The sequence below is a fragment of the Acinetobacter sp. S4397-1 genome (assembly GCF_024129285.1).
In the GTDB taxonomy this organism is placed as follows: Bacteria; Pseudomonadota; Gammaproteobacteria; order Pseudomonadales; family Moraxellaceae; genus Acinetobacter; species Acinetobacter lwoffii_C.
On record NZ_JAMXXZ010000014.1, the window covers coordinates 41510 to 68197 of the forward strand.

General features: G+C 44.4%; 30 protein-coding genes and 1 pseudogene. 17 read left to right on the forward strand and 14 right to left on the reverse strand.

From position 1 onward, the window contains the following. Window positions 1–72: 72 nt before the first annotated feature. Together NI467_RS14920 and NI467_RS08820 are read right to left on the reverse strand one after the other, a co-directional pair. A pseudogene (locus NI467_RS14920) lies at window positions 73–176 on the reverse strand (IS982 family transposase); the annotation flags it as partial. A gap of 143 nt (window positions 177–319) precedes the next feature. Continuing rightward, window positions 320–1240 carry a Dyp-type peroxidase gene (locus tag NI467_RS08820; protein ID WP_151205310.1) on the reverse strand — a complete coding sequence of 307 codons (921 nt, stop codon included), beginning with the start codon at window positions 1238–1240 and terminating at the stop codon, window positions 320–322. 157 nt (window positions 1241–1397) lie between these two features. Here NI467_RS08820 and NI467_RS08825 point away from each other — a divergent pair, with 157 nt between their 5' ends. After that, window positions 1398–2018, forward strand: a complete 621-nt coding sequence (locus NI467_RS08825; protein ID WP_151205309.1) for a LysE family transporter — start codon at window positions 1398–1400, stop codon at window positions 2016–2018. Here NI467_RS08825 and NI467_RS08830 read toward each other — a convergent pair. The 5 genes from NI467_RS08830 to NI467_RS08850 form a co-directional block, all read right to left on the reverse strand. Further along, window positions 2012–2467 (reverse strand): DinB family protein, encoded by a 456-nt coding sequence (locus NI467_RS08830; RefSeq protein ID WP_227548242.1) that lies wholly within the window; start codon window positions 2465–2467, stop codon window positions 2012–2014. The genes NI467_RS08825 and NI467_RS08830 overlap by 7 nt on opposite strands. A gap of 118 nt (window positions 2468–2585) precedes the next feature. Then, window positions 2586–3065 carry a DUF523 domain-containing protein gene (locus tag NI467_RS08835; RefSeq protein WP_151205308.1) on the reverse strand — a complete coding sequence of 160 codons (480 nt, stop codon included), beginning with the start codon at window positions 3063–3065 and terminating at the stop codon, window positions 2586–2588. Between the two features lie 6 nt (window positions 3066–3071). Next, window positions 3072–3872: a zinc ABC transporter permease subunit ZnuB gene (znuB, locus tag NI467_RS08840; protein ID WP_151205307.1), complete on the reverse strand. Its 801-nt coding sequence runs from the start codon at window positions 3870–3872 to the stop codon at window positions 3072–3074. A 3-nt stretch (window positions 3873–3875) separates the two neighbouring features. Further along, a complete protein-coding gene (znuC, locus tag NI467_RS08845) occupies window positions 3876–4643 on the reverse strand; it encodes a zinc ABC transporter ATP-binding protein ZnuC (RefSeq protein ID WP_151205306.1) in 768 nt (255 codons plus the stop codon). Beyond that, window positions 4640–5137 carry a transcriptional repressor gene (locus tag NI467_RS08850; protein ID WP_151206868.1) on the reverse strand — a complete coding sequence of 166 codons (498 nt, stop codon included), beginning with the start codon at window positions 5135–5137 and terminating at the stop codon, window positions 4640–4642. The genes znuC and NI467_RS08850 overlap by 4 nt, the downstream gene beginning before the upstream one ends. A 147-nt stretch (window positions 5138–5284) precedes the next feature. Between NI467_RS08850 and NI467_RS08855 the strand changes: the two genes are divergently transcribed. The 12 genes from NI467_RS08855 to adhP all read left to right on the forward strand — a co-directional run bounded on the left by NI467_RS08855 (window position 5285) and on the right by adhP (window position 15407). Next, window positions 5285–6118, forward strand: coding sequence for a metal ABC transporter solute-binding protein, Zn/Mn family (locus NI467_RS08855; protein WP_151204715.1), 834 nt, complete (start codon window positions 5285–5287; stop codon window positions 6116–6118). Between the two features lie 174 nt (window positions 6119–6292). After that, window positions 6293–6691 carry an ATP synthase subunit I gene (locus NI467_RS08860; RefSeq protein ID WP_151204714.1) on the forward strand — a complete coding sequence of 133 codons (399 nt, stop codon included), beginning with the start codon at window positions 6293–6295 and terminating at the stop codon, window positions 6689–6691. Between the two features lie 104 nt (window positions 6692–6795). Then, window positions 6796–7671, forward strand: a complete 876-nt coding sequence (gene atpB, locus NI467_RS08865; protein WP_151204713.1) for a F0F1 ATP synthase subunit A — start codon at window positions 6796–6798, stop codon at window positions 7669–7671. Between the two features lie 82 nt (window positions 7672–7753). Beyond that, entirely contained in the window at window positions 7754–7999 is a 246-nt protein-coding gene (gene atpE / locus NI467_RS08870) for a F0F1 ATP synthase subunit C (RefSeq protein WP_000424060.1), read from the forward strand. Window positions 8000–8038: 39 nt separating this feature from the next. Further along, a complete protein-coding gene (locus tag NI467_RS08875; protein ID WP_151204712.1) occupies window positions 8039–8509 on the forward strand; it encodes a F0F1 ATP synthase subunit B in 471 nt (156 codons plus the stop codon). A 12-nt stretch (window positions 8510–8521) separates the two neighbouring features. After that, a complete protein-coding gene (locus NI467_RS08880; RefSeq protein WP_151204711.1) occupies window positions 8522–9058 on the forward strand; it encodes a F0F1 ATP synthase subunit delta in 537 nt (178 codons plus the stop codon). Between the two features lie 46 nt (window positions 9059–9104). After that, window positions 9105–10649, forward strand: coding sequence for a F0F1 ATP synthase subunit alpha (atpA, locus tag NI467_RS08885; protein ID WP_151204710.1), 1545 nt, complete (start codon window positions 9105–9107; stop codon window positions 10647–10649). 89 nt (window positions 10650–10738) lie between these two features. Next, the gene (gene atpG, locus NI467_RS08890; RefSeq protein WP_151204709.1) at window positions 10739–11608 is read left to right on the forward strand and encodes a F0F1 ATP synthase subunit gamma; all 870 of its coding nucleotides are present in this window, start codon (window positions 10739–10741) and stop codon (window positions 11606–11608) included. A gap of 26 nt (window positions 11609–11634) precedes the next feature. Next, window positions 11635–13029: a F0F1 ATP synthase subunit beta gene (atpD, locus tag NI467_RS08895; RefSeq protein ID WP_151204708.1), complete on the forward strand. Its 1395-nt coding sequence runs from the start codon at window positions 11635–11637 to the stop codon at window positions 13027–13029. A gap of 27 nt (window positions 13030–13056) precedes the next feature. Beyond that, on the forward strand, window positions 13057–13476 hold the full coding sequence (locus tag NI467_RS08900) for a F0F1 ATP synthase subunit epsilon (protein WP_151204707.1): 420 nt from the start codon (window positions 13057–13059) through the stop codon (window positions 13474–13476). 152 nt (window positions 13477–13628) lie between these two features. After that, window positions 13629–13934: a hypothetical protein gene (locus NI467_RS08905; RefSeq protein WP_151204706.1), complete on the forward strand. Its 306-nt coding sequence runs from the start codon at window positions 13629–13631 to the stop codon at window positions 13932–13934. Window positions 13935–14375: 441 nt separating this feature from the next. Beyond that, a complete protein-coding gene (gene adhP / locus NI467_RS08910) occupies window positions 14376–15407 on the forward strand; it encodes an alcohol dehydrogenase AdhP (RefSeq protein WP_151204705.1) in 1032 nt (343 codons plus the stop codon). Window positions 15408–15464: 57 nt separating this feature from the next. Here adhP and NI467_RS08915 read toward each other — a convergent pair whose 3' ends face one another. From NI467_RS08915 to NI467_RS08930, 4 genes are all read right to left on the reverse strand, one after another. Further along, on the reverse strand, window positions 15465–16052 hold the full coding sequence (locus NI467_RS08915) for a hypothetical protein (RefSeq protein WP_151204704.1): 588 nt from the start codon (window positions 16050–16052) through the stop codon (window positions 15465–15467). Window positions 16053–16359: 307 nt separating this feature from the next. Continuing rightward, window positions 16360–16902 (reverse strand): glutathione peroxidase, encoded by a 543-nt coding sequence (locus tag NI467_RS08920; RefSeq protein WP_151204703.1) that lies wholly within the window; start codon window positions 16900–16902, stop codon window positions 16360–16362. 131 nt (window positions 16903–17033) lie between these two features. After that, the gene (locus tag NI467_RS08925; protein ID WP_151204702.1) at window positions 17034–17627 is read right to left on the reverse strand and encodes a DUF3558 domain-containing protein; all 594 of its coding nucleotides are present in this window, start codon (window positions 17625–17627) and stop codon (window positions 17034–17036) included. A 184-nt stretch (window positions 17628–17811) separates the two neighbouring features. Continuing rightward, complete coding sequence (locus tag NI467_RS08930) at window positions 17812–18573, reverse strand: helix-turn-helix transcriptional regulator (RefSeq protein ID WP_151204701.1); 762 nt, start codon at window positions 18571–18573, stop codon at window positions 17812–17814. 115 nt (window positions 18574–18688) lie between these two features. Here NI467_RS08930 and NI467_RS08935 point away from each other — a divergent pair, with 115 nt between their 5' ends. Beyond that, window positions 18689–19588: a DMT family transporter gene (locus tag NI467_RS08935; RefSeq protein WP_151204700.1), complete on the forward strand. Its 900-nt coding sequence runs from the start codon at window positions 18689–18691 to the stop codon at window positions 19586–19588. A 439-nt stretch (window positions 19589–20027) separates the two neighbouring features. On the opposite strand, the gene NI467_RS08940 is transcribed toward NI467_RS08935, so the two are convergent. The 3 genes from NI467_RS08940 to NI467_RS08950 form a co-directional block, all read right to left on the reverse strand. After that, window positions 20028–20597, reverse strand: a complete 570-nt coding sequence (locus NI467_RS08940) for a Sua5/YciO/YrdC/YwlC family protein (RefSeq protein WP_151204699.1) — start codon at window positions 20595–20597, stop codon at window positions 20028–20030. 41 nt (window positions 20598–20638) lie between these two features. Continuing rightward, window positions 20639–21778 (reverse strand): DNA-processing protein DprA, encoded by a 1140-nt coding sequence (dprA, locus tag NI467_RS08945; protein ID WP_151204698.1) that lies wholly within the window; start codon window positions 21776–21778, stop codon window positions 20639–20641. An 89-nt stretch (window positions 21779–21867) separates the two neighbouring features. Then, window positions 21868–23022 (reverse strand): LysM peptidoglycan-binding domain-containing protein, encoded by a 1155-nt coding sequence (locus NI467_RS08950; protein ID WP_253152395.1) that lies wholly within the window; start codon window positions 23020–23022, stop codon window positions 21868–21870. Between the two features lie 120 nt (window positions 23023–23142). On the opposite strand from NI467_RS08950, the gene def reads away from it, so the two are divergent. The 3 genes from def (at window position 23143) to NI467_RS08965 (ending at window position 26270) form a co-directional block, all read left to right on the forward strand. Next, a complete protein-coding gene (gene def, locus NI467_RS08955; protein WP_151206858.1) occupies window positions 23143–23673 on the forward strand; it encodes a peptide deformylase in 531 nt (176 codons plus the stop codon). Between the two features lie 103 nt (window positions 23674–23776). Then, window positions 23777–24199, forward strand: a complete 423-nt coding sequence (locus tag NI467_RS08960; RefSeq protein WP_151204695.1) for a DUF2946 family protein — start codon at window positions 23777–23779, stop codon at window positions 24197–24199. 70 nt (window positions 24200–24269) lie between these two features. Continuing rightward, the gene (locus NI467_RS08965; RefSeq protein WP_151204694.1) at window positions 24270–26270 is read left to right on the forward strand and encodes a TonB-dependent copper receptor; all 2001 of its coding nucleotides are present in this window, start codon (window positions 24270–24272) and stop codon (window positions 26268–26270) included. The last annotated feature ends 418 nt before the right edge of the window (window positions 26271–26688 follow it).

Here is a 26688-nt window from a genome sequence, read left to right on the forward strand (position 1 = left end):
GCATGCGTACAGGAAAATGAAAGCTTTAGAAACATCAAAGCCTCACTAAAGAGCGAGGCTAAGAAAAGATCCCATTCTCAAACGTTTGTTGCTGTATTTTAAAAAATTCCAATAGGTTGCTTCAAATTTCTGAAAAAATCATCAATGATGCAGAAGAAATATGTGAAATGGAACATGGTGGCTGAAGGCGTAGGTGGTGTGGTAACTCCCTAATGGTTTTCAGCCACCTTTTTTTTAAGTGAATTTCTTATCTGCGATTCAGGTTATTTAATTAATTCAAATATTTATAAAAATCAGACCTACGCCGGCTTTTTTATTCTTACCCTTCCAACACCTCTTCCAGCAACTCCTCACTCGGTGCAAAGTAATAGGCGCCATCCATTGGAGTTACAAAATGTAGCAAGCGGTCATGGATTCCATCGCCAGAGGTACCGAACATGCGCTCTAACATGGCATCAATAATGGTTAAGTCTTTGGTATAGGCAATAAAGAATAGACCTTGGTCACCACGGCCATCACCATAAGGTAGAGAATGACGCAGAATTTCCATTTCCTCACCTTCCTCATCTTCCACTACAGTACGTGCAACGTGCGCATTTTCAGGTTTTACCTCATCCTCCAGTTCGATGGATTCCAGTTTACTACGACCCATCACTTGTTCTTGGGCATCAACTTTTAACTTTTTCCATTTTTCCAGATCATGTGCATAACGCTGTGCGAAAATGAATGAACCGTCCTGGAAAATGCCTGCATCTTCACCGAGTAAAGCGACCTCAGCACGGTCATCAGGAAATTGCGGGTTCTCTGTCCCATCAATAAAACCGGTAATATCACGGCCATCAAAATAACGGAAGCAGACACGCTCATCCAGAACATGAACTTTGTCACGGATGCCTTCAAAAAAAGCCTGGCTTAAAGCGAAACAGATATCTGCGCGTGCACTGGCGATATGAATCAGAACATCTGCAGGTACGACTGGCATGTCAAATGAACCCTGAATCGGCTCAAGCTGTTGAAAGCCGGCAGGGCTTTGTGAATAAAGTCGTGACCAAAGCTCAGGGCCAAAAGCGACTGCGGTTTTAATTTGTGCTTGAGGATGCTGGGTAATCAAACGGTCACGGGTACTAAATAACAGTTCTAATTGTTGTTTAAGTTCTTCAAGGCTTAAATCTTGCAGACGTAGCACAATAAAACGAGCATGATCTGAGGGTAATGGCAAAATTACAGATTGGGCAGACATTCATGAATCCTGTAATAAATTTCTGTTTTTCAATCAAACTATTGTGCCTGAATCGCTACAGAGTGAATAGTATTCGACTTGAATTTCACCAGGATTTTGACCTGAAGATATTGGAAAAGTCATATAATACTCGGCAAAACTGCTACTGAGCTATGTCATGTCCTATCAAGTTTGGTTTGCCTATATGTTGGCCTGCTGGGTGATTAGTATTTCACCGGGTGCGGGTGCAATTGCGTCCATGTCGAGTGGCTTGAATTATGGCTTTCGTCAGGGATACTGGAATGCGCTGGGCCTACAGCTGGCCTTGCTGGTACAAATTGCAATTGTAGCAGCCGGGGCAGGAGTGCTTTTTGCCACAACACCTTGGGCATTTTTGCTGGTGAAATGGTTTGGAGTTATCTATTTACTTTATCTGGCTTTTTTACAATGGAAAGCACCAGTGCAATCTATCCAGATTCAGCATGAACTGGCCCGTAAATCAGCCGGAAAATTGCTGTTAAACGGTTTCTTGGTCAATCTGAGTAATCCCAAAGCGATTGTATTTTTGCTGGCTGTATTGCCGCAGTTTCTGGATCTGTCCAAACCGCAATGGATTCAGTATGTAATTATGGCCGCAACCATGATTATCATTGATCTGATTGTGATGGCCGGTTATACCGGACTTGCTGCCAAAGTTTTACGCTTACTTAGTTCAGCGAAACAGCAAAAGGTGATGAATCGGAGTTTTGCGGTCTTATTTGCGGGCGCGGCATTTTTATTAAGTCTGGTACATCAATGAGTTGAGGGGTTTTGCTTATCTAGAAGCATATATATCATGTCCAGTTCAGGCGAGGCGTAGTCTAGCATTATGAGGGCAGCAGTGATTTGCCCACGGTGATGGGTGGCATGATTAAAAACGTGTATTAATGTGGCAGCATAAGGAAGTTGCAGAGCTTGGCCACGCGAGCTTCGATAGCTGATTAAGCTATTTAAAAGGTCTTGATTTAAAGCAGTGCCTAAGCTTTGCCATTGCAGACAGCTTTGATTGAGTCGTTTGAGCAAGGCCGTACGATCTGGTTCAAGAATATGATTTAAAGGTAGTATCGGTGAAAACCCGTGATAGAAACGGGAAAACCATAAGTGGTCAGCCAGCAATAAATGATTGAAAGTACCGGAAATGCTTTGAAAAAATAGACCGCAGTCCTTACAGAAGTCCTCATCAGAGAGAGGTTCAAGTGCTGCCGTCAGACGTTGAGTCGCCTAAATATGGTAGCGTGTCAAAAGATCAATGGTCTGGATATTCATCAATAAGCTGTTGTTTTTAGAATGGCTGAGTATAGGGCTTCTCGGACAGCGATCAAAAAATTCAAGAATTCAAACTGGATAAATTTGCTAGAAACTCTTCCTCTGTGATGACCTTTATACCATGCTGCTTAAATAAGGCTGCGGTAACCCCATCTCCCTGAATTTTATTTCCCGTAAACGAACCATCATAAATCAGATGGCTACCACATGAAGGGCTGTTGGCTTTTAAAATCGCGTCTGTAACCTGAAAATCCTGCGCAACTTTTAAGGCCGCATAAGCACCCTGTATAAAGGCCTGTGATACATCTTCTCCCTCTCTATCCAAGACCGATGCCTGCTGATGAAGTACATCCAGTCCAGAACCCTGTTGAATTTCAGCGGGCGGGCGTGGAATGGCCAAGCCGCCATGAACTTCTGGGCATAAGCTGACATATTGCTGAGCAAGGAGCTGCTCAACGATTTCTTTGATTAGACAGTCTTGTCCATCATAACGAACTTTCTGGCCAAGCAGACAGGCACTGATAAAGTAACGCTTCGTCATGGCAGCCTAGTTTGATTTTCTAACTTTTTGTAGGGTAAATATAAGGGCAAATAACATGGCCATGGTCAGGACAATGGTTAAGCCGGTCGAAGTATTTAAGCCGGCACTTGACCACAGCCCAACCGTCACGCCAATCTGTGCAATCACAAAAGCCCAGATCACCATCTGTTTGGGAGAATGAGCTAACAGTCGGGCAGTTAAGGCTGGAATGACCAGCAATGCACCCATCAGTAAGGAGCCTACTGCACGCAGCGCGAGTACGGTAAATAAAGCCAAGAGCAGCATAAAGATCAGGCGCTGCCATTTGGCATTCACCCCTTCACTGACTGCCATATCCGGATCAATCGCGATCTGGATCTGTGCCTGCCAGTTTTTATAGAGCACCGCCAGGGCCAGAATAATGACCGCTGCAAAGGTCGGTAAATCTGCCCATGAAATGGTAAGTAGATCACCAAATAAATAGCTGAGTAGTTCCGGTCTTAAACTGGGTAAATGCTGGATAAACAGCAGACCTGAACAGAGCAAAGTCGCCGAACACAGGGCCAGCAAAGCATCATTCGGCAGGCGTGGGTCATGCAATATCCAGAGAATAGCCACCAGCAGTAAAGCCAGAAAGGTTACACCGATCCAGAGCGGTAAGCTTAAGGCCCCCGCGATCGCCACACCGAGCAAAGTCCCATGTGCCATGGTATCAGCGAAAAAGGACATACGGCGCCACAACATCAGGCAGCCAAGTGGGGCTGTGAGGAACACGAGGAGCGTTCCCATGATCCAGGCAGGTAAAAGGAGGTCTAGCCAGTCCATCATGGTTTAAGCTTCCGGCTCGGGGTGAATATGTGGACGAGGGTCCTGTTGGCAGGGGATGGCCGAATCACCATGCGCGCAGTGCTCGTGATGGTGTTGATAGAATACCCGGTTACTACCAAAAATGGCCTGGTATTCAGGGTGCTGCTGTACCGTGTCTGGAGAGCCGCTACAGCAAATATGTTTATTTAAACAGACGACACGCGTGGTCCCTTGCATCACCCATTGTAAGTCATGCGACACCATCAAAATGGCACAGCCATATTTTTCTGGCAGACTGCGTACATAGTCATACAGTTCTGCTTCAGACTGAATGTCCAAACCTTGCATCGGTTCATCTAAAACCAGAATATCCGGTTGGCGCAGCAGGGCGCGTGCCAGTAATACACGTTGCCGTTCCCCACCTGACAATTGCTGCACCTTGGAATTTTCCAGCTTGCTGATGCCTGTATCACGAATAATTTCTGCTTTAACTTTGGCTGGACATTTTTCTAGAGCCAGTAAATCTTTGACACGTAAAGGCAGACTGTGCGATGGATTGAATTTTTGTGGTACATAGGCAAATTTTAAGCTCCGGCTGCTCAGTACCTTACCGGATTGTGGTTTTACAATTCCGAGCATGACTTTAATTAAGGTAGATTTACCTGCACCATTCGGACCAATCAGCGTGACAATTTCTCTCTCTTGTAAAGAAAAGTCTACGGCTTTTAAAATGTCGCGCTCATCAATATTGACCCAAATATTCGAAAGTTGGATCAGAGGATCGGAGCTCATGCTTTGTTCTGGCACTGCTGACAGGTTCCTGAAATCTCGATAATACTGTGGTGTGAGCTAAAACCATCAGAGGCGGCCAGAGCATCTAGCTGATTCAGCAGATCCTGTGCAGAAGCTTCTTTGACGGCCTTACACGCCGTACAAATTAAAAAGGCAGCCTGGTGACCTTCACGCGGATGACAGCAGGGAATATAGGCATTAATAGAAGTCAGGCGATGAATAAAGCCTTTTTCTAATAGAAAGTCGAGGGTACGATAGACGGTAGGCGGTGCAGCAGGACGGTCACTGGCATTTTTCATTTGTGCCAGTAGATCATAGGCGCCCATAGGGCCGCTCGCCTTCAGGATGAGTTCCAGCACTTCTTTGCGCAGCGGCGTCAGTCGTGCTCCAGTTGCTGCACAAATACTTTCCGCTTCTGCAAGACGGCGCTCGACATTTGAATGATCGTGCACGCCATGCAATGCGTTGTGGTGCTCGTGCGAACATGAACCCATAGTTCACCTCAAGTGCGAAACTGAAAATTAAAAAGATTTCAAATCTTAGCATGAAGTACCTGGAGTTTCGATCAGGCATAGGTATTTTTGCTATTTTGTTATATTATAACACTTAACAATTTCCTCGTTTTTAGGTGAGTTCTACTCATGTTCCGTTTCCTTGCCCTGTGTAGTCTGGCTTTATTCAGCACATTCAGCTGGTCACAAAGTCTGGTGGTTTCGACGCAGCCCATTTATCTGATTGCCAAGAAAATTACCCAGGGGGCGGAGCAGCCAACCTTATTACTGGCCAATCAAAGTGGTCATGATGTCAGTCTGACTCCGGCACACCGTAAAACCATTCAAGATGCCGGACTGGTGATCTGGCTGGGACAGGCCCATGAAGCGCCGCTGTCCAAAGTGCTGGACAATAAAAAAAGTATCGCTCTTTTGGAATCAGGGATCCTGAGTATCTTGCCGATGCGTAATCCTAAAGGTGCTGCCTTAAAGGAGACGGTCGATACCCATGTCTGGCTGGATCCGAATAATGCAGTCCGTATCGGTTTCTTTATTGCGGCCTTGCGTTCCCAGCAATTACCGCAATATCGTGAAATTTACTGGAACAATGCACGTGACTTTGCGCAAAACATGTTGGCCACAGCCCAGCGTTACCACTCTGTCAGCAAAGCCCGTCCTTATTGGGCCTATCACGATGCCTATCAGTATCTGGAACGTCCGCTGAACCTCAAGTTCATGGGCGCCATGACCGATGATCCGCATGTGGCACCGACCATGGCACAGATCAAGTTCCTGCATGATCACCGTCCACAACCCAAAATGTGCCTGCTGGCCGAAGCACATGCCGGAGAAAGTCAGTACCGTAAACTCCAGCCAATTGTCTTTCAGACGGTGGATGAAAGCATGAATGGGGTAGGGGACTTTATACAGGGCTGGCAGAAATTGGCTGGACAAACCCAGAACTGCGTGTTAAGTGCGCGCTAATGATTTAAAAAATAGACAAGTTTTGATTAGTTTGCCAGCATTTGGCCTGTGGAAAAAAACACGACTAAGGTCGGGAAAAGATTGCATGTTCAGGGGTGTAACTCTATAATGCCTGCGATTAAAAATAATCATCAGCTAAACTTGTCAAGCATGCTTGCAGTGAGTGAATAAATAATGAGCCGAACTAGTCGCTTGATTGACCGACGATTAGCGAAAGCTTTAGTCCTCTTACAAGCGTGTATGATCCCTGTTTCAGCCTTGATCGGCTGGGTCGTGAAAGACTCAACCGCAGCCTTGAGTGCCGCTTTAGGGGCGTTCGTCTGTTGGCTTGCGACCTGTTATTTTTCATGGCAATCGTTTCGGACAGCGGGAGCTCGTGCCTCTAAACAGGTTCTTTCGAACATGTATAAAGGTATGATGGGCAAGTTTGCAATCGTGATTGTTGGCTTCATTTTAATTTTAGGCAATGTTAAGCCGTTGTCAGCGGTGGCGTTGTTTTGTGGTTTTATGCTCGTTCAGGCCATGTCGTGGGTCGCTCCGTTTTGGGTGTCACGTCTACAAAAACGAGTTTAAGCACAACAAAAAATTGAAAAGTTTTTTTTGAGCAGGCGAGATATCAAGCAGCACGCGATGTTCGCTTGTTCTATTAGTTTTTTGACATTGACCAGGTGTGATTTATGGCTGCTGAAGAACATGCCCTTACTTCGACCGAGTATATCAAGCATCACTTGACCAATATGACCTACGGCAAAATGCCGGACGGTACATGGAAGTTGGCCGAGAGCGGTGCTGAAGCTCAACAGATGGGGTTCACTGCTATTCACTTGGATTCAATGGGTTGGTCTATCGGGCTGGGTCTGATTTTCTGTTTGCTGTTCTGGGTCGTGGCGAAAGCTGCAAACTCTGGTGTTCCGACCAAGTTCCAGTCTGCAATTGAAATGATTATCGAGTTTGTAGATTCAAGTGTACGTGACACCTTCCACGGTAAGTCACGTCTGATTGCACCATTGGCATTAACTATTTTCGTGTGGATTTTCCTCATGAACTTGATGGACTTAATCCCTGTTGACTTTATTCCTTATACAGCTCAGCAGTTGATTGGTTCGATGCTTGGTGTAGATCCTCATCAAGTTTACTTTAAGATTGTTCCGACTACAGATCCAAACGTTACCTTAGGTATGTCAATTTCTGTATTCTTCCTGATCTTATTCTACAGTATCCGCGAAAAGGGTATTGGAGGCTTTGTTGGTGAGTTGGCACTGAATCCGTTCAATCCAAAGAATCCAGTTGCTAAAGTGCTTTTAATTCCATTCAACTTGTTGCTGGAATTAACCACTTTCTTGGCGAGACCAGTTTCATTGGCTCTACGACTGTTCGGTAACATGTATGCGGGTGAGTTGATCTTCATCTTGATCGCATTATTACCGTTCTGGATCCAGTGGGCATTGTCTGTGCCTTGGGCGATTTTCCATATTCTGATTATCACCCTGCAAGCATTTATCTTTATGATGCTAACCATTGTTTATCTAAGCATGGCAAGCGAAAAGCATTAATGTTAATTGCCTAACTGTCATAAGATGGTTAGGTACAATTTTTAATTTAATTGGGTATAAACCTAACCTCTGAGGAATTATCATGGAACTCACTTTAGGTCTAGTTGCAATTGCATCTGCTATTTTGATCGCTTTCGGTGCTTTAGGTACTGCGATTGGTTTTGGTCTTCTAGGCGGCCGCTTCCTTGAAGCAGTAGCTCGTCAACCAGAATTGGCTCCACAGCTTCAAACTCGTATGTTCTTAATCGCGGGTCTTCTTGATGCTGTACCTATGATCGGTGTTGGTATTGGCTTGTTCTTCATCTTCGCTAATCCATTTGTAGGTTAATCAGCTTAATTCCGAAATTCACTATTTGAGGAATTTGCAATGAATATCAACCTCACATTGTTTGGCCAAGCGATTGCGTTTGCGATTTTTGTCGCATTCTGCATGAAATTCGTTTGGCCACCACTAATCAATGCGATTAGTGAACGTCAGCGTAAAATTGCTGATGGCTTAAATGCTGCTGAAAAAGCGAAAGCTGACCTTGCAGACGCGCAAGCACAAGTGAAAGCTGAGTTAGATGCAGCAAAGGCACAAGCGGCTCAATTGATCGAACAAGCGAACCGTCGTGCAGCGCAATTGGTAGAAGAAGCTCGTACCCAAGCATCTGCGGAAGGTGAGCGTATTCGTCAACAAGCAAAAGAAGCTGTTGATACAGAAATCAATTCTGCTCGCGAAGAATTACGTCAACAAGTTGCTGCTCTTGCAGTGACGGGTGCAGAGAAAATTCTGAGCCAACAAGTTGATGCAGAAGCTCACAATGCCATGCTGACTCAGCTGGCTGCTAAACTTTAAGAGAGGCGGATTATGGCTGAACTCTTGACGTTGGCACGCCCTTACGCTAAGGCAGCATTTGCTTATGCTTCTGAGCAGAGTGCAACTGACTCATGGTCAACTGTACTTGAAGTGCTCAGTGCTGCGGTGCAAGACGAAGCATTTTCAGCTTATCTAAATCGCCCTGAGCTTACACCTGCCGAGCAGGTGGCTCTTTTTGCTAAAATTTTAGGTGAAGATCAGACCGCAGCAGTGTCTAACTTTTTGACATTGCTTGCAGAAAATGACCGTCTGACTCTGCTTCCTGAAATTGCTGCAGAATATGAACAGCTCAAATCACAGAATAACAATACTGTGGATGTTGTAATTGAATCAGCATTCCCATTAACTTCTGTACAAGAACAAACGTTAGCGCAAGCGCTCGAGAAAAAATTCGAAGCTGCGGTAAATGTTTCTGTAGAAGTAAAACCAGAGCTTATTGCTGGTGTAGTTATTCGTGCAGGCGACCAAGTGATAGATGATTCTGCGCTTAACAAGCTTGAAAAAATGCGTACTCGTCTTCTGGCTTAATTGCATATAAGAAGACTGAACTTTAAAAAGATTGAGGTATAGCGCAATGCAACAACTGAATCCATCCGAGATCAGTGCGCTCATTAAACAGCGTATCGGCGATCTGGACACCAGCGCGACCGCTAAGAACGAAGGAACCATTGTTATGGTTTCCGACGGTATTGTGCGTATTCACGGCCTTGCTGATGCAATGTACGGTGAAATGATCGAATTCGACGGCGGCTTATACGGTATGGCACTGAACCTAGAACAGGATTCAGTGGGCGTCGTTGTTTTAGGTAACTACTTAAGCCTTCAAGAAGGCCAAAAAGCGCGTTGTACAGGTCGCGTATTAGAAGTTCCGGTTGGTCCTGAACTTCTAGGCCGTGTTGTCGATGCTTTGGGTAACCCGATTGATGGTAAAGGCCCGATCGATGCGAAATTAACTGATGCAGTAGAAAAAGTTGCACCAGGCGTAATTTGGCGTCAATCAGTGGATCAGCCTGTACAAACTGGTTATAAATCAGTAGATACAATGATTCCAATCGGCCGTGGTCAGCGTGAGTTGATCATTGGTGACCGTCAGACTGGTAAAACAGCTATGGCGATCGATGCGATCATCGCTCAGAAAAACTCTGGCATTAAATGTATCTATGTAGCAATCGGTCAGAAACAATCGACGATTGCCAACGTAGTACGCAAGCTGGAAGAAACTGGCGCGATGGCGTATACCACTGTTGTAGCAGCTGCTGCAGCTGATCCAGCAGCAATGCTGTATCTGGCTCCGTACTCTGGCTGTACAATGGGTGAATACTTCCGTGACCGCGGTGAAGATGCACTGATCATCTATGATGACTTGTCTAAGCAAGCAGTGGCTTACCGTCAAATCTCATTGCTTCTTCGTCGTCCGCCAGGTCGTGAAGCATATCCAGGTGACGTGTTCTATCTACACTCGCGTCTACTTGAACGTGCTTCTCGTGTATCTGCTGACTATGTTGAGAAATTCACTAATGGTGAAGTTAAAGGCCAGACTGGTTCTCTAACTGCATTGCCAATTATTGAAACTCAAGCAGGTGACGTATCTGCATTCGTACCGACAAACGTAATTTCGATTACTGATGGTCAGATCTTCCTTGAAACATCTCTGTTCAACTCAGGTATCCGTCCTGCTGTGAACGCGGGTATCTCTGTATCTCGTGTAGGTGGTTCAGCGCAAACTAAGATCATCAAGAAATTGTCTGGTGGTATCCGTACCGCTTTAGCACAATACCGTGAATTGGCAGCGTTTGCTCAGTTCGCTTCTGACCTTGACGAAGCAACTCGTAAGCAACTTGAACATGGTCAACGTGTAACTGAGTTAATGAAGCAAAAACAATATGCTCCATACTCAATTGCTGACCAGGCTGTTTCAATTTATGCCTCTAACGAAGGCTACATGGCTGATGTTGAAGTGAAGAAAATCGTAGACTTTGATGCTGCGTTAATTTCTTACTTCCGTTCAGAGCATGCTGCGTTAATGCAAAAAATCGATGACACTGGTGATTATAACAAAGACATCGAAGCTGCAATCAAAGCAGGTATTGAAAGCTTTAAAGCGACTCAAACTTACTAATTTTCAACCTTGTTGAATTTAGTATTGGTTTGGTTCACGGAATCAACCTTCGGAAGCTCGCAAGGGCTTTCGAATACTAGGTTAAGCGTATGGCAAATTTAAAAGAAATTCGCGCCAAAGTAGCTAGTATCAAGAGCACGCAGAAAATTACTCGCGCGATGCAAATGGTAGCAGCTTCTAAGATGCGTCGTGCGCAAGAGCGCATGGCTCAAGGCCGTCCGTATGCCGAAAATATGCACCGTGTAATTGCTCACTTGGTTCAAGCGAATCCTGAATACAAACACCGTTATATGGTAGACCGCCCGGTTAAGCGCGTTGGCTATATCATTGTGTCTTCAGATCGCGGCCTGGCTGGTGGTTTGAACATTAACCTGTTCAAGAAAGTGGTTAAACACGTCCAGCAGCAACAAGAGCAGTCAATTGAAGTTCAATTTGCTTTAATTGGTCAAAAAGCGGTTTCGTTTTTTAAAAACTACGGCGGTAAAGTGCTGGGTGCGACTACAAACGTAGGCGATACACCGAGTCTTGAGCAGTTATCTGGTTCTGTACAGGTGATGTTGGATGCTTATGATAAAGGCGAGTTAGATCGTATTTATCTGGTATCAAACGGCTTTGTCAATGCCATGACTCAAAATCAAAAGATCGAACAGCTTGTTCCTTTGGCAGCTGCTGAAGAAGACAAGAATCTTAACCGTCAATACGGTTGGGACTATATCTACGAACCTGAAGCTGAAGAGCTTTTAAATGGTTTGTTGGTTCGCTATATCGAGTCTGTGGTGTATCAAGGTGTGATTGAAAACATCGCATGTGAGCAGTCTGCACGTATGGTCGCTATGAAAGCAGCGACAGACAACGCAGGCGAGATCATTAAGAGCCTGCAACTTATTTATAACAAGCTGCGTCAAGCCGCGATTACTCAGGAAATTTCTGAGATCGTTGGTGGTGCCGCTGCCGTTTAACATTATTTTGAATTGAGGAGACAGCAATGAATAGCGGTCGTATCATTCAGATCATCGGCGCGGTTATCGACGTCGAGTTTGAACGCAACAGCGTTCCTAAGATCTATGACGCTCTCCAAGTAGATGGTACTGAAACTACTTTAGAAGTTCAGCAACAGCTTGGTGATGGCGTAGTTCGTACTATTGCAATGGGTTCTACTGAAGGCCTTAAGCGTGGTTTGAACGTAACGAATACTAACGCGCCGATTTCTGTACCAGTAGGTACAGCGACTCTAGGCCGTATCATGGACGTTCTTGGTCGCCCAATCGACGAAGCTGGTCCGGTTGCGACTGAAGCGCGTTTACCAATTCACCGTCAAGCGCCTTCTTATGCAGAACAAGCGGCTTCTACTGACCTTTTAGAAACTGGTATTAAAGTCATTGACTTGCTATGCCCGTTCGCGAAAGGTGGTAAAGTTGGTCTGTTCGGTGGTGCCGGTGTTGGTAAAACTGTAAACATGATGGAACTGATCAACAACATCGCAAAAGCACACTCAGGTTTATCTGTGTTTGCTGGTGTTGGTGAGCGTACTCGTGAAGGTAACGACTTCTATCACGAAATGAAAGATTCTAACGTTCTAGACAAAGTAGCAATGGTCTACGGTCAGATGAACGAGCCACCAGGTAACCGTTTACGCGTAGCGTTGACTGGTTTGACCATGGCTGAATATTTCCGTGATGAGAAAGACGAAAACGGTAAAGGCCGTGACGTACTCTTGTTCGTAGATAACATCTATCGTTATACACTAGCGGGTACTGAAGTATCAGCACTTCTAGGTCGTATGCCATCTGCAGTAGGTTATCAGCCTACACTTGCAGAAGAGATGGGTGTTCTTCAGGAACGTATTACATCGACTAAGTCTGGTTCGATTACGTCAATCCAAGCGGTATACGTACCTGCCGATGACTTGACTGACCCGTCGCCTGCGACAACGTTTGCTCACTTGGACGCAACTGTTGTATTGAGCCGTGACATCGCATCTTCTGGTATTTATCCAGCGATCGATCCACTAGACTCAACTTCACGTCAGTTAGATCCACTGGTCGTTGGTCAAGAGCACTACGAGATTGCTCGTTCAGTTCAAAACGTTTTACAACGTTATAAAGAATTGAAAGACATCATCGCGATTCTTGGTATGGACGAATTGTCAGAAGAAGACAAACTTACTGTATACCGTGCACGTAAGATCCAGCGTTTCTTCTCGCAACCGTTCCACGTAGCTGAAGTATTTACTGGCGCGCCTGGTAAACTTGTACCGCTTAAAGAAACGATTCGTGGCTTTAAAGGTCTTCTAGCTGGTGAATACGATCACATTCCAGAACAAGCGTTCTATATGGTTGGTGGTATTGACGAAGTGATTGCTAAAGCCGAGAAACTTTAATTAGCTACTCTAATTTAGGAGATTCTCATGGCGACTATGCAATGTGATGTTGTAAGTGTTCAGGAGTCTTTGTACTCAGGCACTGTGACTATGCTAATTGCAAAAGGTGCTGGTGGTGAGCTGGGTATTATGCCTGGTCATGCGCCGCTAGTAACTTTGCTCCAACCTGGCGCGATCCGCGTTATTTTGGAAAATGGTACAGAAGAGTTGATCTATGTATCTGGTGGTATTCTAGAAGTTCAACCGCATGTTGTTACGGTTCTTGCTGATACAGCAGTCCGTGCAGAAAACTTGGATGAAGCGGCAATTATTGAAGCGCGTAAACACGCTGAACAATTGCTGGCCAATCAAAAGAGCGATTTGGATGCTGCTGCTGCTTTGGCTGCTCTTGCAGAAACTGCTGCTCAGCTGGAAACGATCCGCAAAATCAAAAACCGCGCAATGTAATTGTCGGTTTGAGATTGAAAAACCACCCGAAAGGGTGGTTTTTTTATGTTTCATCCTATAGAAAGCAAGGCTAGAAATACTCTCTAAAGTTGCATAGCTTCTCATTCAGCTCATGTAATATATTAAGTCTATCATTTGCTTAATGAATTGATATGAACCTTATTGCTCATGAACCCCACTTTTGGGAACTCTATCAGGATGATGCTCATTATTACCTCAGTATCGCGGTAGATCTGGGTTCCGCACTGTCTTGCTGGGATGTGGTGTTGACACCACAAGAAATCTTGCAATATGAACATCGGGGTAGTGTCAGCATTCGGGAACTGGCAAAATCGGTGGTGGATCTGGTCTATAAAGGCGATTTTTCAACTCTCGAAAGTCGTGTGGTCAAGCCTTATCAACAGCATGCCATGCAGGCAGCATTTAAAGCCTGGCGTAACACTCAAAAAGCAGAATAAAATTTTATCAAGCAATAAGCTCACGAGGCCATTGTCTATTTCTGACAATATTGATGACCTTAAAGTTTGATCCAAAACTTGATTCTGGTTAGATGCTTGTAATTTTTGACAGCTGAGGAAGATACTTGGCGTAGAAAGCTGGGCTTGATAGCCCTCTTAACAATTTGGTTGGTATTAAATTTTAGAATCCAAGAAATATTAAACCACAACATTTTTTTAGTCTTAATCTTGGCAATCCAGTGTTTTGCAGTAGAGGCGTGTTCTCCCTCTGCTTTAAGTTTTTCAGTCCTCTCCCGGTATTTTTCTTTCTGATAATCATATTTGGAAGTACGCAAATTTTCTACAAATCTCTAACTATTGGTTATTTATTATTCGATATAGTGAAGAAAGAGCGCTTAAAAATGTTGGCTCCTTGATATGAGTAATTGGGAGAAAATAAATATGAAAACGACAATGAAAGCAGCGGTGGTCACTGAGTTTAATCAGCCGCTGCAAATCCAAGAGGTGGAAATTCCGAAAATTGCGCCCGGTAAGGTATTAATGAAAATTATTGCCACGGGTGTTTGTCATACCGATTTGCATGCGGTACACGGTGATTGGCCGGTCAAACCGACTTTACCCTTTATTCCTGGCCATGAAGGCGTGGGTGAAGTGGTTGAAGTGGGTGCAGGTATTGAGCACTTAAAGGTGGGTGATATTGTGGGTGTTCCGTGGCTGTATTCTGCTTGTGGGCACTGCGATCATTGCTATGCTGGCTGGGAAACCTTATGTAAGCAACAGCAAAACTCAGGCTATTCAGTGAATGGCAGTTTTGCTGAATATTGTTTGGCCGATGGCAATTATGTGGGAGTGATTCCTGAAGGAGTCGACCTGCTGGAAATAGCCCCGATCCTGTGTGCGGGTGTGACGGTTTATAAAGGCCTGAAAATGACCGAAGCCAAAACTGGGGACTGGGTGGCCATTTCCGGTATTGGCGGTTTGGGTCATGTCGCAGTTCAATATGCCAAAGCCATGGGTTTTAATATCGTGGCCATTGATATAGATGACAGCAAACTGGAACTGGCTAAAAGTTTAGGTGCAGATGTTGCTATTAATGCCCTGAAAGTGGATGTGAAAGAAGAAGTGATGAAAGCGACCGGAGACGGTTGTCATGGTGTACTGGTCACTGCTGTATCACCAAAGGCATTTGCACAGGCGATTGCCATCATTCGTCGTGGTGGAACCATGGTATTAAATGGTCTGCCGCCAGGAACATTTGACTTGTCAATCTTTGATATGGTGCTTGAAGGTATTACCGTGCGCGGTTCTATTGTGGGAACCCGGCTGGATTTAAAAGAAGCCCTGGACATTGCGGCACACGGTAAGGTCAAGGCTCATATTCATGTGGAACCTCTTGAAAATATCAATGATATTTTTGACCGGATGACACATGGCAAAATTGATGGTCGTATTGTAGTGGATATGCGGCTTTAGCCAGCCAATCGCCCAGCCCCATTTGCTAGAGGTGAATGGAGCTAGGCGATCTGGACATTAACCTTCCTGAGTGGACTGCTTCTGATTGTCCGGAATCAGCATGCCTGCCAGTTTAATCATTTCAAGCTGGACGCTATTTAGCTGCTGTTCAATTTTCTTGAAGTCGACCTGGGTGAGGTCAATGTCGCCCTTGAATAAAGGAGTAGCCAATACTTGCTGATTGGCCTGTATCATATTTTGGCGAATAGAATCAATCTCTTGGCTCTTTAAATTCAGGCTGTTGAGCGTTTGATTCAAGCCATTTAGCTGTTGTTTCAATGCGTTGGCAGTGGCCTGAAGCTTGAGCTGATCCTGGTCATTGAGAGCGGTTTGTAACTCAGATTGTGTCTGTTTAAGTTGCTCAACATAATCACCGGCTTTAAGCTGCATATCTGCCACATCACGAACGATATAAAACATGTTACCGCTTTTCCGTTCAGCTGCTGTTTCCGAAGATACTGGCTGCTCAGAATTTAACTCTGGCTTGGAAGCGTTAATCTCATCGGGTTGAACAGGCGGCTCTACAGCTTGCTCGCAGCCTAACAAGACCATAGCCGAACTAAATAAAGCAAAAGGAAGCAAGGCATTGGCAAGTATCTTGGCCATAAAATCAGGATCTCAATCTGGGTATATTTCTTGGGGTTAATATAGAGACAAACTATGGAGATAAAAAAGATTGTTGCAAAGTCATAACAAATCTTTTTTAAGTGCTCTCAAAGATCACCCTGAAATCAGGGAATGATTTAGCTAATTCGTGCAATACCTTGTACAGATGACGGGGCTTTACCTGCTGAATGGGTAAGGCAGATCTTCAGCTACATGCCGCTTTGATCAGGCAAGCAGTAGTAGGGGAGAATGATTTCAAAAATAAGTATCTATAAGGCTCATAGATACTTATAAAATCAGTAAGCAGTTATTTGGCGAGTTCAGCATTCACCGCATCTACGATACGCGGATCATCCGCTGTAATGTCGGGAGCGAAACGCGCGACGACTTGCCCCTGTTTATTGACCAGAAACTTTTCAAAGTTCCAGAGGACTTCAGGCGGTTCATTGGGAGTCAGGCCATAATCCACCAAGTCTTTCCACCATGGACCTTCACCGATACGTTCTGGCTGTGCAGTTGTCAATGTTTGATACAGTGGATGTTTATCTGGACCAGCCACAGAAATTTTAGCAAATAACGGAAAAGAAACATCATAGTTCAGTGAACAGAATTGCTGGATTTCTTCATTCGAGCCCGGTTCCTGTTCTAAAAAATTATTGGCTGGAAAACCTAATATTTCGAGACCTTGATCTTTTTTCTCACGGTAGAGTTTTTCTAAACCTTCATATTGCGGAGTCAGGCCGCACTTGGAAGCGGTATTGACGATCAGTAAAACTTTTCCGGCGAATTGATCTAACTTTATCTCTTCACCTTGAATGGTTTTAATGGAAATATCAGAAATCGAGGTCATGCATGCATCCTTATCGCATATAAATTAAAGTTTTAGGCTGTTCTTTTTAGCTGGAATTTTGCTGGGTAGCAAGTGATTTTAGGGGAAGTTGTGATTAGGGCAGGTCAGGCTAAAGCTACCTGCCCGGTTTATTATTGAGCTGGTTGAGCTGGTTGAGCTGGTTGAGCTGGTTGAGCTGGTTGTGGATTTATTTTGGCCTGTAATGCTTGTACATCACGCATAATATCCTTTTGTACATTCATAACTTGTTGTTGAAGCTGCTTAATTTTAGCTTCATCTGGTTTGGCTTCGGTGCTCAAGCGTGTTAGCTCTAGTCCCAGTTCATTTGAATGAATAAACTTGTTGCGAAGTTCATGCACTTCCTGGCTTTTCAGTGACAGTGTTTTTAGGTCACGATTAAATTCTGTCATGAAGCCCTGCATATCCTTCATGACAGTTTGAATCTGATCACGGTTATTGGCCTGTACGGCTTTCATCATCCGGTCTTGAAAATCCATGGCAGTTTCTGCCTTAGAGTTGGTCAGGGTTTGCAGATGATTCAAGTCATTACGGATGTCTTCATGCTGATTGGTTGTCATATTGCCTGAAGTAGCGGGAGCAGGCGTAGAAGGTGCAGTCGCCGTAGCGCTTTGAGTGTGGTCTGATTTAGCTGGCTCAGTCGGTTTACTACAGCCTGCAAGTGTCAGGCCTACCATACAGGCAGTCGTAATAAGTAATTTTTTCATGCAAAGCGTACCCTGTATAAAAGTAAGATTAAATTTCGCAGATGAGCGTTTTTATAAAAACCAATTTTTTATTTAAACATGCTTTAAAGGTAGGGAGACAACGCTTTACTTTTTATACTTAAAAATTATACGTGATAAAAACAGCAGGGCTGAGATTTTTTATAAATCTTTGATATATATTTATTTAATTTAAGGAGCGCATCTGTGAGGGAGTCTGGCCGGTATAGCGTTTGAAAAAGGCGATAAAGCTAGAGCTATGCTGATAACCCAGCTCATAGGCAAGCCGTTTGATGGAAGTACCTTGGCGAATTTGTCCAATGGCATAAATAATTTTGGCACGGTTACGCCATTCAGAAATAGGCAGGCCAAGTTCCTGCTGGCTTAAACGTAAAATCTGCCGTTCGCTCAGGCTAAATCGCTTGAGCAGGGTATGTAAGCCATATTGAAACAACATCGGATCTGCAAGCTGCTGCAAGACGGGAAGCAATACCGGATGCTGGCTTTGCGGTAAATAATCATCATACCTTTCGGCTTGGAGTATTTGGTCGAACAGCACCTGCAAAAGATGCACATACATCTTATGGGCAGCGGGAGGGTGTGCCAGAATTTCCCTGACCAAGACAGACAGAAAAGGCCGGATACTGAAGGTTGTAACGTCCTGAGGAAGATGCTCACATAAGCTGGGATGAATCCTGATGCAGATAAAATGGGTGATACCGTGATCCAGCGCAACAGAACAATGCTCAGTCTGCGGAGGTAGCCACAGGGCATAATTGGGAGGAGCCAGAAAGGTCTGTTTTTCAGTACGAAGCTCCAAAATACCGTCCAGACTAAAATTAAAATCCCCCCACAGGGAAGAATGGGGTTCCACCTCTTCATCTTTTTTATAAAAAAACTGATTGATCTCAATCAGCCTATCAAGCGTAGGAGAGTTCGGTTTTTGCATTATTCTGAATATCCGTCGAGATGTCCTCTATACAGTATAGATGTCTGAAATTCAGTATTTCAATTATTTCAGACTTCCATAACAATAAGAGCTTGAATACGTTGAGGTGAGAAAAATGTCAAGCGATCTGCGTAATCCGACATGGGCATTTGCCTTGCCGGTGCTGGCTGTCATGATCTGGTCATTAAATATTGTGGTGACACGCTATGCAGCCGACCTGATTTCTCCGGCCAGTATCAGTTTTTATCGCTGGCTGATTGCCTTTCTCATTCTGACTCCATTTATGTTAAGTAAGGTCTGGCAGCAACGTCAGCTTGTTAGACAACACTGGTTACAGTTGGCGGTATTGAGCGCATTTGGAATGGTGCTTTATCAGGGTTTGGCCTATACCGCGGCACATTACACCACAGCCACCAATATGGGGCTAATTAATGCCTTTATTCCGATATTTACCATTCTGGTTTCTCTTTTTATTCTGAAAGATATACCGAATTATTTTGCCATTATCGGCGGTATTTTATCGTTTTGTGGTCTGATGTATGTGATGGCTCAGGGGGACCTGACTGCATTGTGGCAAAATGGCGCCCATTGGGGTGACCTGCTGATGGTGATTGCAGTATTTTTCTACGCCTTTTATGGGGTGTTTTTGAAGAAGTGGCAATTACAGATCCCTTTATTGATCAGTCTGTATATCCAGATCGGTTTCGCGCTGATCTATCATTTACCCTTTATTGCCTGGTTGGGGCTGGACAGTTTGAATACTGCCAACTTGAGCAGTGTGCTGTATGCGGGTATTTTTCCTTCGCTGATTGCACCTCTGGTCTGGATGCTGGCTGTACAGCAGATTGGTCCCAACCGGACCAGTATTTTCATGAACCTGATGCCCGTTTTTACCGCGATTATTGCCAGTATCTGGCTGGCTGAAAGCTGGACCATCTATCATAGTATGGGCGGGGCTATTATTCTCCTGGGGATTTTACTGGCGCAATATCAGCCTAAAATCAGGTTGGCCTAAGCTGTTTTGTGTGACTCAAAAGATCGTTTGGTTGAAATTCAATCAAACGAAAAGTAAATTTTTATTGAAATTGATTGCTAAATTGGTAATTTTGAAGGGTTATATCAATAATAAAAATATAGCTTTATTTTAAAAACAGAATAGAAAGAGTCAGATATTTTTAATATAAGTTAAAATTTTTTATTTATTAATAGTTAAAATGTCTTAGATGATATTTTTTATATACTTGTTGTTCTGAAGCGTTTCTCTCATAATACGCCCATCGAGAATGATGAAGCAAAAAAATCCTTGTTTTATCAGACTCCCAGAGATTTTCTGTACCCTCTGGATGTGATTTATACACATCCTTTTTTATGCTCAGCCATCCCTATATGGTTGAGCTTTTTTTTGTCTTAAAACTTTAGTCGGTCTTGATAAAGTTCAAAGCTTGGGCATGACTTTAGTCTCGAATGATTTCTCCGGTAACGGCATCAATGATCCTGCTTGGTTCCTGACTCAAGCCCAAGTCACCATTTAAATAATTTAAATCCTGCTGAAAATAGCCAATCGCATCTTGTAGGGAGCGCGCGGGTTCCAGACCCGCAGGGTTGGCACTGGTGGAGACAATAAAGCCGCCAAAAGCCTGACAGAGGGCGACACATAGTGAATGACTGGTAACCCGTACTGCTACTTTGGGATGCTGGCCTTTAATCCAGGTGGGAATGTCATCATGGGCGGGTAATAACCAGGTAATTGCACGTTCTGCTGGGCGGTTATTACTCCAAGATTCAATCACCTTTTCACGCATTTCCTCGCTCAACTCCCCCAGCAGATGTTCGACCTGAGCAATATGCGCCGCCAACAAAATAACGCCTTTTTCAACTGGGCGCTGTTTCAGCTTTAAAATCTGGTGAAATGCCTGCTCATTATAAGGGTCGCAACCCAGCCCCCAAACAGCCTCTGTAGGATATGCCAGAACTTGTCCAGCTTTGAGACAGGTCGCTGCTTCGGAAACAGAGGTGGTGATCATGTGAATACCTTACTAAAAACGACAAAGGCCTATTGTGAACCTTATTTAAGTACACGACAACGCAGATACATGCCGGCTTGCTGAGTACTAAAGCCCAAAAGCTCAAGTTCCATCAGTTGGCTGGTAAGAGTAGCCACATCCTGCCTGAGCTGACTGCTTAAATGGTCCAGATCTTGTCCAACCCAGTCCAGCTGGTTATACAGGGAGATCAGATGTTGCGGAATGTAAGACGGCTCATGTACTGCTGTTTCATTTTTGATGGAGTTTTGCAGGGCTTGCCATTGGGTCGGCAGGGCCAGATCTTCAATCACCTGCTCGGGATGATCAACTAAAATGGCTCCTTCACGAATCAGTTGATGGCAACCCTGATGATGCTCACTATAAATATGCCCCGGAATGGCAAAGACTGTTTTACCTTGCTCCGCAGCCAGTTTGGCCGTAATGAGCGAGCCACTTTTTAAGGTGGCTTCTGCCACGATAATGCCGAGACTCAGCCCACTGACAATCCGGTTGCGCCGTGGGAAATGGTGTTGTAAGGGCGGGGTATTGGGTAAAAATTCGCTAATGACAGCTCCACCTTCAGTAATAATTTGCTGGCGCAGCTGCTGATGCTGGGCCGGATAAGTCTGGTCCAGGCCGGTTCCCATTACTGCAATGGTGCCTTGCTGTTGCAGTCCGGCGCGATGGGCGGCTTCATCAATCCCTTGTGCAAGTCCGCTATTAATATAAAAACCCTGTTCGCTCAGATAACTGGCAAAATCATAAGCGACCTGACGGCCATGCGCACTGGGCTTGCGACTGCCCACCAGAGCAATCTGTGCCTGTAACAAACAATCTGGCCGACCCTGGCCAAATAGAATCGGCGGACGATCATTATAGGGGCTTAACTGCTGCGGATAATGAGGATCACTGTCTAACAGAATGAAGTCACTATCACGTTGAATGCTCTGCAAACTTTGCTGAAACTTTTGTTGTGAAGCTTCGAGCTGAAACTCTTTCAGCCGCTGTACATGATTGGCATGAATGCCTAAGGCTTGCCAGATGGGTGCCTGATCAGGATGCAGGGCATCGCCCAGATGAGAATAGTGCTGCCGGATTTTATAAAAACTGGGCAGAGAATGCTGGACCAGATACCATAAACTGATCATGTCCAGTTGCGCAGCCGAGAAGGACTTCAACATGTCGAGACCTTTACCTGTCTTCTTATTATTATGAAATGTGGAGGAGGGAGACACTGCTGTTTTCAGCAGCATCTCTCAAGTACTATAAATTATTCATCCAGTAGGGGAGGCTGAACCGCTGCCCCAACCTTGATTGGCAGCTCACTTTCAAGTACATAAGCATAGCTCAGCTGATCAAATGCCTTGAAGACCATGATATTGCCAATACGCTCACCTGGTAACTGAATACGTTCCTTGGTTTTCGGGTCGGTCACGACTTCACCTTTCTGGTTCACACTCAGCACATGGCCGGCCTGTAACCCATGCGTGGTACCACGGTCAATCGTGACCACACTATGTCGTGCAGCTGTACCGATTGAACCCAGTACACGTACAATCTGGCCACCAGAGGTTACATTTTCAGCATTGGTTGGATAAAACAGGGTCGGTAACATCGGATCATATTCTGGCAGGACACGGTCACCGCGACGCACTTCAGCAGTATAGGTATCGGTCAATTCAAGAGTACTGATGTCATTTTCATTGCGTACCGCAATCGCTGACGCGACCTGTATCAGCTCCTGGCCGGCATTGTATTTATTCCCTTTAGCATCGGTAAGCATATAAGGTTCAGCTTCACGATACACCCCATAACGCTGACCAGCCACAATCCCTTTACCGCGGCTATATACTTTCTGGCCTTTGCCTGCCAGCACGCGCTGGTCTGCTGTTCCCAGAATATAAGGGGTTCTGGTCAGAGATTCTGGGGCAATAATCGTGCTACGTTCCAGCCATTGCTTGATATGTTCAAGCGGAATCACCGGAATGGTATTATTTAAAGATTCTACCCGAACCTGTGGTTGCAACGCGGTGCTACCGATATAACGGCTGATAATGCCTGCACAGCCATCACCTTCATCTTTACCAATAATTGGACGGCCTTGATAATCACACATCAGCAGGTGGTCACCCGGGAAAATCCAGTGTGGATTTTTCACGTGCTTATTACTGGCCCAAATTTCCGGCCAACGTACAGGATTTTTTAGGAATCGTTTGGAAATATCCCACAGCGTATCACCTTTTTTCACTACATAGACTTGTGGTGCATTGGCTTTTAGGCTCGGTGGATTGACGTTACGTGTAGGCGCTGCCCCAGCGGTGTGAATTGTTCCTAGCCCCAAGCCCATACAAACTGCGAGTACGAGCACATGTTTTTTAAACCCCGGGGCACTAAAAAATGGCATGCCCTTCAAAACCTTTTTCATTATCATAATTCCTAAAATTATGTCTGTAGTTGCGTTATAATAACGATCTTACACACATTTTTTTGATGAAGCATTCCCTTCATTTGGTTTTTTGATCAATGGCATAGTTGAGGACGCAGTATGGCCTTATTACCTATTTTAAGTTTCCCGGACCCCCGTCTTCGCACCATTGCACAACCAGTCGAAGAAGTCACTGATGAGATTCGTCAGCTCGCTGCAGATATGTTTGAGACCATGTACGAAGCGCCAGGTATTGGACTTGCTGCGACTCAAGTCGATCGTCATATTCAGCTGATTGTGATGGACCTGTCTGAAGATAAAGATCAACCGATGGTGTTTATTAACCCCAAAATTACACCACTAACTGAAGAAACCCAGCCTTATGAAGAAGGCTGTCTGTCAGTTCCTCAAATATACGATAAAGTTGAGCGTCCGTCACGTGTAAAAATCGAGGCAATTAATCTTGAAGGTCAAGCATTTGAGATAGAAGCTGATGGACTTCTCGCTGTGTGTATTCAACATGAAATGGATCACTTAAATGGCAAGCTGTTTGTGGACTATTTGTCGCCATTAAAGCGTCAGCGTGCACGTGAAAAAATTGAGAAAGCAGCCCGCCAGCGTGAAAAAGCCAAAGTTGCGGTAAAACGTTAAAGTTCCAGCTCTTTTGAATAAATTTAGCCCAATTTTGATTGGGCTTTGTTATACTCTACCAGGCAAATTTTCAGTATCTGCTGTTTTGTAGGGCTAGCCAATCATGGTATTGCGTGGTGGACTGCTGCTTTCTCTAGTGGCTGTTTTTTTACAGATTGCTGTTTTTTTACAGCCTTTGCTGCCGGAGCAATATCAGGTTGCACCGGTCTGTGAAACCATTACGCGCGCACTTTTATCGCCGGTAACTCAGCATTCGTCTGCAAGCCATGCCGACTCTTCCCATCTTGAATCCCATTCTGTGATAGAGCAGAGCGCTGGGCATGATCACCACGATCCGAGTCATCAATGCCAGTACTGTACGGTCTACGGCAATCTGATCCTGCCGCCTGAGCTGGAAGTGCAAGAAGTTCTGGATCGTATTCTGGTCCGTTTAATTGCTTTTGAAAAAGCCTTTAAACATGTCTGGTTTGTCCTTCAACAACTTTTTCTTATTCCTCAAGGCCGCGCTCCGCCAGCATTCACTTAAAGCCTGTTTGATACGCCGGGTCTTCACTGACTTAGGCACAGTTATATCTATGATTTAAGTGAGAAACAAAATGGCTCAGCCAAAATTTTATTTACAGCCCCTTGCGGCTGCGATTGCTGTTGCGTGTACTTCAGGTGTGGTATTTGCAGATGAGGCGAAAGTGCTACACACACTGGCTCCTATTGTGGTGACCTCCGCTGCGGGTAATGAGGCCAATGGCCTGATAGTCAGTGCCGATCCTAAACAGCCCATTCAACCAATTCCAGCCACCGATGGTGCGGATTATCTGCAAAGCATTGTCGGCTTTAGTGCAGTGAATAGTGGAGCCGGGACCAATGGCGATGTGACCTTCCGTGGCATGTTTGGTTCACGCATCAAAATCTTGACCGATGGCACCGAAAACCTGGGCGCCTGTCCGAGTCGAATGGATTCACCGACCTCTTATATTTCACCGGAAAGTTATGACCGTATTTCTGTCATTAAAGGCCCACAAACGGTGCAATATGCCAATACCGGTTCAGCGGCAACCGTGATTTTTGAGCGTACACCTGAACAGTTTGATGACGATCAAAACTACCGTGGTCAAGCCAGTGTCTTAATGGGTTCATTTGGCCGTCTAGACCATAATATTGAAGCTGCTGCAGGAGACGAGAAAAAATATATCCGTTTGAATGCTAACCGTTCAGTATCGGATAGTTATCAAGATGGCGATGGCAACACAGTCCCTTCAGACTGGGAGCGCTGGAATACCGATATCGCACTCGGTTGGACACCGGATGAAGATACCTGGGTAGAACTGACAGGTGGTAAGGCCAATGGTGAAGCCGTGTATGCAGGTCGTGGCATGGATGGTTCAAAGTTTGCACGTGAGAGTGTGGGCTTACGTGTTGAAAAGAACAATGTCACTGAGACTTTGAAGAAAGTTGAAGCACAGGTGAACTATAACTTTAATGATCATGTCATGGATAACTATAGTTTACGCGCCAAACCTATGATGGAAATGGCAACCAATGTAACGCGAAAAACATTAAATGCACGTATGGCTGTGACACATGAGTGGGATAAATTACAGTTTATTACAGGTATAGATACCCAAAATAATGAACATGGTATTCGCAAAACAGATAAACAAGGCTCTTATCTGACTAAGCCTGTTCTGACCGATATGGAATTTCAATCTTATGGTGGTTTTGGTGAATTGAGCTATCAACTCAACGATCAAAATAAGTTAGTCACAGGCTTACGCCTAGATCAGGTGGATGTCGATGCCGTACAAAAAAATCAATCACGTCAGCAACTTTTACCAAGTGCTTTTTTGCGATTTGAGAATATTCATCCTGAACATGAGGATGGCAAAACTTACATTGGTTTAGGTTATGTCGAGCGTATGCCAGATTATTGGGAACTATTTAGTCCTGAATTGGGTAATGGCAATCCAAATACCTTTAAAAACATCGATACTGAGAAAACTTTACAACTCGATTTAGGTTATCAACATGCGCATGGTCATTTCAATTCTTGGGCATCTGCCTATACAGCTTTGATTCAAGATTTTATTTTGACCAAATACAATGCAAGTGATAAAGCAGAAACGAGAAATGTCGATGCTGTCATCGCAGGTGTAGAAGCAGGAATTGGTTATCAGTTTACCGATGTGGTTCAAGCAGATATCAGTGCCATGTATGCATGGGGAGAAAACACCACCAATAATACGCCATTGCCACAAATTGCACCTTTAGAAGGTCGGGTGAATCTACGTTATATCCAAGACCGTTATACCTTGGGGGCTTATTGGCGTGTTGTTGATGGTCAAAGTCGTATCAGTGAGCGTGAAGGCAACATTGTAGGTTATGACAATAAGAAAAGCGCGGGCTTTGGCACTTTATCATTAAATGGTACCTACCACCTTGCTGATGGAGTTGATGTATCAGTAGGTATTGATAATGTCTTAGATCGTGCATATACCGAACACTTAAATAAAATGGGAAATGCCGGTGTCGGTCTATCTGCTACAGAACAATTTAACAATATTGGACGTAATTACTGGGCAAGAATCAGTATGAAGTTCTAACTTGATTTAAAATTCAACAAAAAGCAGGAGGAAAATCCTGCTTTTTCTATTTTAAAAGATATAAATTTTATATTTTTCAATTGTTTATTATTTATAGGTATTTGGAGAGAAAATAACGAACATTTTTATTAAGATATTTTTTATATTTAAAACAGTAACTTATAAATTTATTGGTTTATAAAATAAACACACGTTTCAAATGTTTTAAAAAAGGTGTTGCGTCGTGTCTGAAATACTGTAGAATGCACATCCATCGGCAGTGATGAAGATTAAAACTTGTTAGGAAACAAGGATTTAGCACAAGGTGTTAAATTTAGGTGTCTTGAGTGAGTTTAAAAATAATTGGATTTACTGGTTGACTTTCTACAAAGAAAGCGTAACATAGCCGACCTAGCTTGCTGCTGACGAAGCAGTAAGA

Bases quoted from the DNA above. Each gene is read 5' to 3' on its own strand.
- NI467_RS08930 (WP_151204701.1), bottom strand. From the start codon at position 18,573: ATGCAAAAACCGAACTCTCCTACGCTTGATAGGCTGATTGAGATCAAT.
- dprA (WP_151204698.1), bottom strand. From the start codon at position 21,778: ATGTTGAAGTCCTTCTCGGCTGCGCAACTGGACATGATCAGTTTATGG.
- adhP (WP_151204705.1), top strand. From the start codon at position 14,376: ATGAAAACGACAATGAAAGCAGCGGTGGTCACTGAGTTTAATCAGCCG.
- znuB (WP_151205307.1), bottom strand. From the start codon at position 3,872: ATGATGGACTGGCTAGACCTCCTTTTACCTGCCTGGATCATGGGAACG.
- NI467_RS08915 (WP_151204704.1), bottom strand. From the start codon at position 16,052: ATGGCCAAGATACTTGCCAATGCCTTGCTTCCTTTTGCTTTATTTAGT.
- NI467_RS08960 (WP_151204695.1), top strand. From the start codon at position 23,777: ATGGTATTGCGTGGTGGACTGCTGCTTTCTCTAGTGGCTGTTTTTTTA.
- NI467_RS08855 (WP_151204715.1), top strand. From the start codon at position 5,285: ATGTTCCGTTTCCTTGCCCTGTGTAGTCTGGCTTTATTCAGCACATTC.
- atpE (WP_000424060.1), top strand. From the start codon at position 7,754: ATGGAACTCACTTTAGGTCTAGTTGCAATTGCATCTGCTATTTTGATC.
- atpG (WP_151204709.1), top strand. From the start codon at position 10,739: ATGGCAAATTTAAAAGAAATTCGCGCCAAAGTAGCTAGTATCAAGAGC.
- atpA (WP_151204710.1), top strand. From the start codon at position 9,105: ATGCAACAACTGAATCCATCCGAGATCAGTGCGCTCATTAAACAGCGT.
- atpD (WP_151204708.1), top strand. From the start codon at position 11,635: ATGAATAGCGGTCGTATCATTCAGATCATCGGCGCGGTTATCGACGTC.
- NI467_RS08920 (WP_151204703.1), bottom strand. From the start codon at position 16,902: ATGACCTCGATTTCTGATATTTCCATTAAAACCATTCAAGGTGAAGAG.
- NI467_RS08860 (WP_151204714.1), top strand. From the start codon at position 6,293: ATGAGCCGAACTAGTCGCTTGATTGACCGACGATTAGCGAAAGCTTTA.
- NI467_RS08905 (WP_151204706.1), top strand. From the start codon at position 13,629: ATGAACCTTATTGCTCATGAACCCCACTTTTGGGAACTCTATCAGGAT.
- NI467_RS08835 (WP_151205308.1), bottom strand. From the start codon at position 3,065: ATGACGAAGCGTTACTTTATCAGTGCCTGTCTGCTTGGCCAGAAAGTT.
- NI467_RS08900 (WP_151204707.1), top strand. From the start codon at position 13,057: ATGGCGACTATGCAATGTGATGTTGTAAGTGTTCAGGAGTCTTTGTAC.
- def (WP_151206858.1), top strand. From the start codon at position 23,143: ATGGCCTTATTACCTATTTTAAGTTTCCCGGACCCCCGTCTTCGCACC.
- NI467_RS08950 (WP_253152395.1), bottom strand. From the start codon at position 23,022: ATGAAAAAGGTTTTGAAGGGCATGCCATTTTTTAGTGCCCCGGGGTTT.
- znuC (WP_151205306.1), bottom strand. From the start codon at position 4,643: ATGAGCTCCGATCCTCTGATCCAACTTTCGAATATTTGGGTCAATATT.
- NI467_RS08965 (WP_151204694.1), top strand. From the start codon at position 24,270: ATGGCTCAGCCAAAATTTTATTTACAGCCCCTTGCGGCTGCGATTGCT.
- NI467_RS08940 (WP_151204699.1), bottom strand. From the start codon at position 20,597: ATGATCACCACCTCTGTTTCCGAAGCAGCGACCTGTCTCAAAGCTGGA.
- NI467_RS08820 (WP_151205310.1), bottom strand. From the start codon at position 1,240: ATGTCTGCCCAATCTGTAATTTTGCCATTACCCTCAGATCATGCTCGT.
- NI467_RS08825 (WP_151205309.1), top strand. From the start codon at position 1,398: ATGTCCTATCAAGTTTGGTTTGCCTATATGTTGGCCTGCTGGGTGATT.
- atpB (WP_151204713.1), top strand. From the start codon at position 6,796: ATGGCTGCTGAAGAACATGCCCTTACTTCGACCGAGTATATCAAGCAT.
- NI467_RS08935 (WP_151204700.1), top strand. From the start codon at position 18,689: ATGTCAAGCGATCTGCGTAATCCGACATGGGCATTTGCCTTGCCGGTG.
- NI467_RS08850 (WP_151206868.1), bottom strand. From the start codon at position 5,137: ATGGGTTCATGTTCGCACGAGCACCACAACGCATTGCATGGCGTGCAC.
- NI467_RS08925 (WP_151204702.1), bottom strand. From the start codon at position 17,627: ATGAAAAAATTACTTATTACGACTGCCTGTATGGTAGGCCTGACACTT.
- NI467_RS08875 (WP_151204712.1), top strand. From the start codon at position 8,039: ATGAATATCAACCTCACATTGTTTGGCCAAGCGATTGCGTTTGCGATT.
- NI467_RS08880 (WP_151204711.1), top strand. From the start codon at position 8,522: ATGGCTGAACTCTTGACGTTGGCACGCCCTTACGCTAAGGCAGCATTT.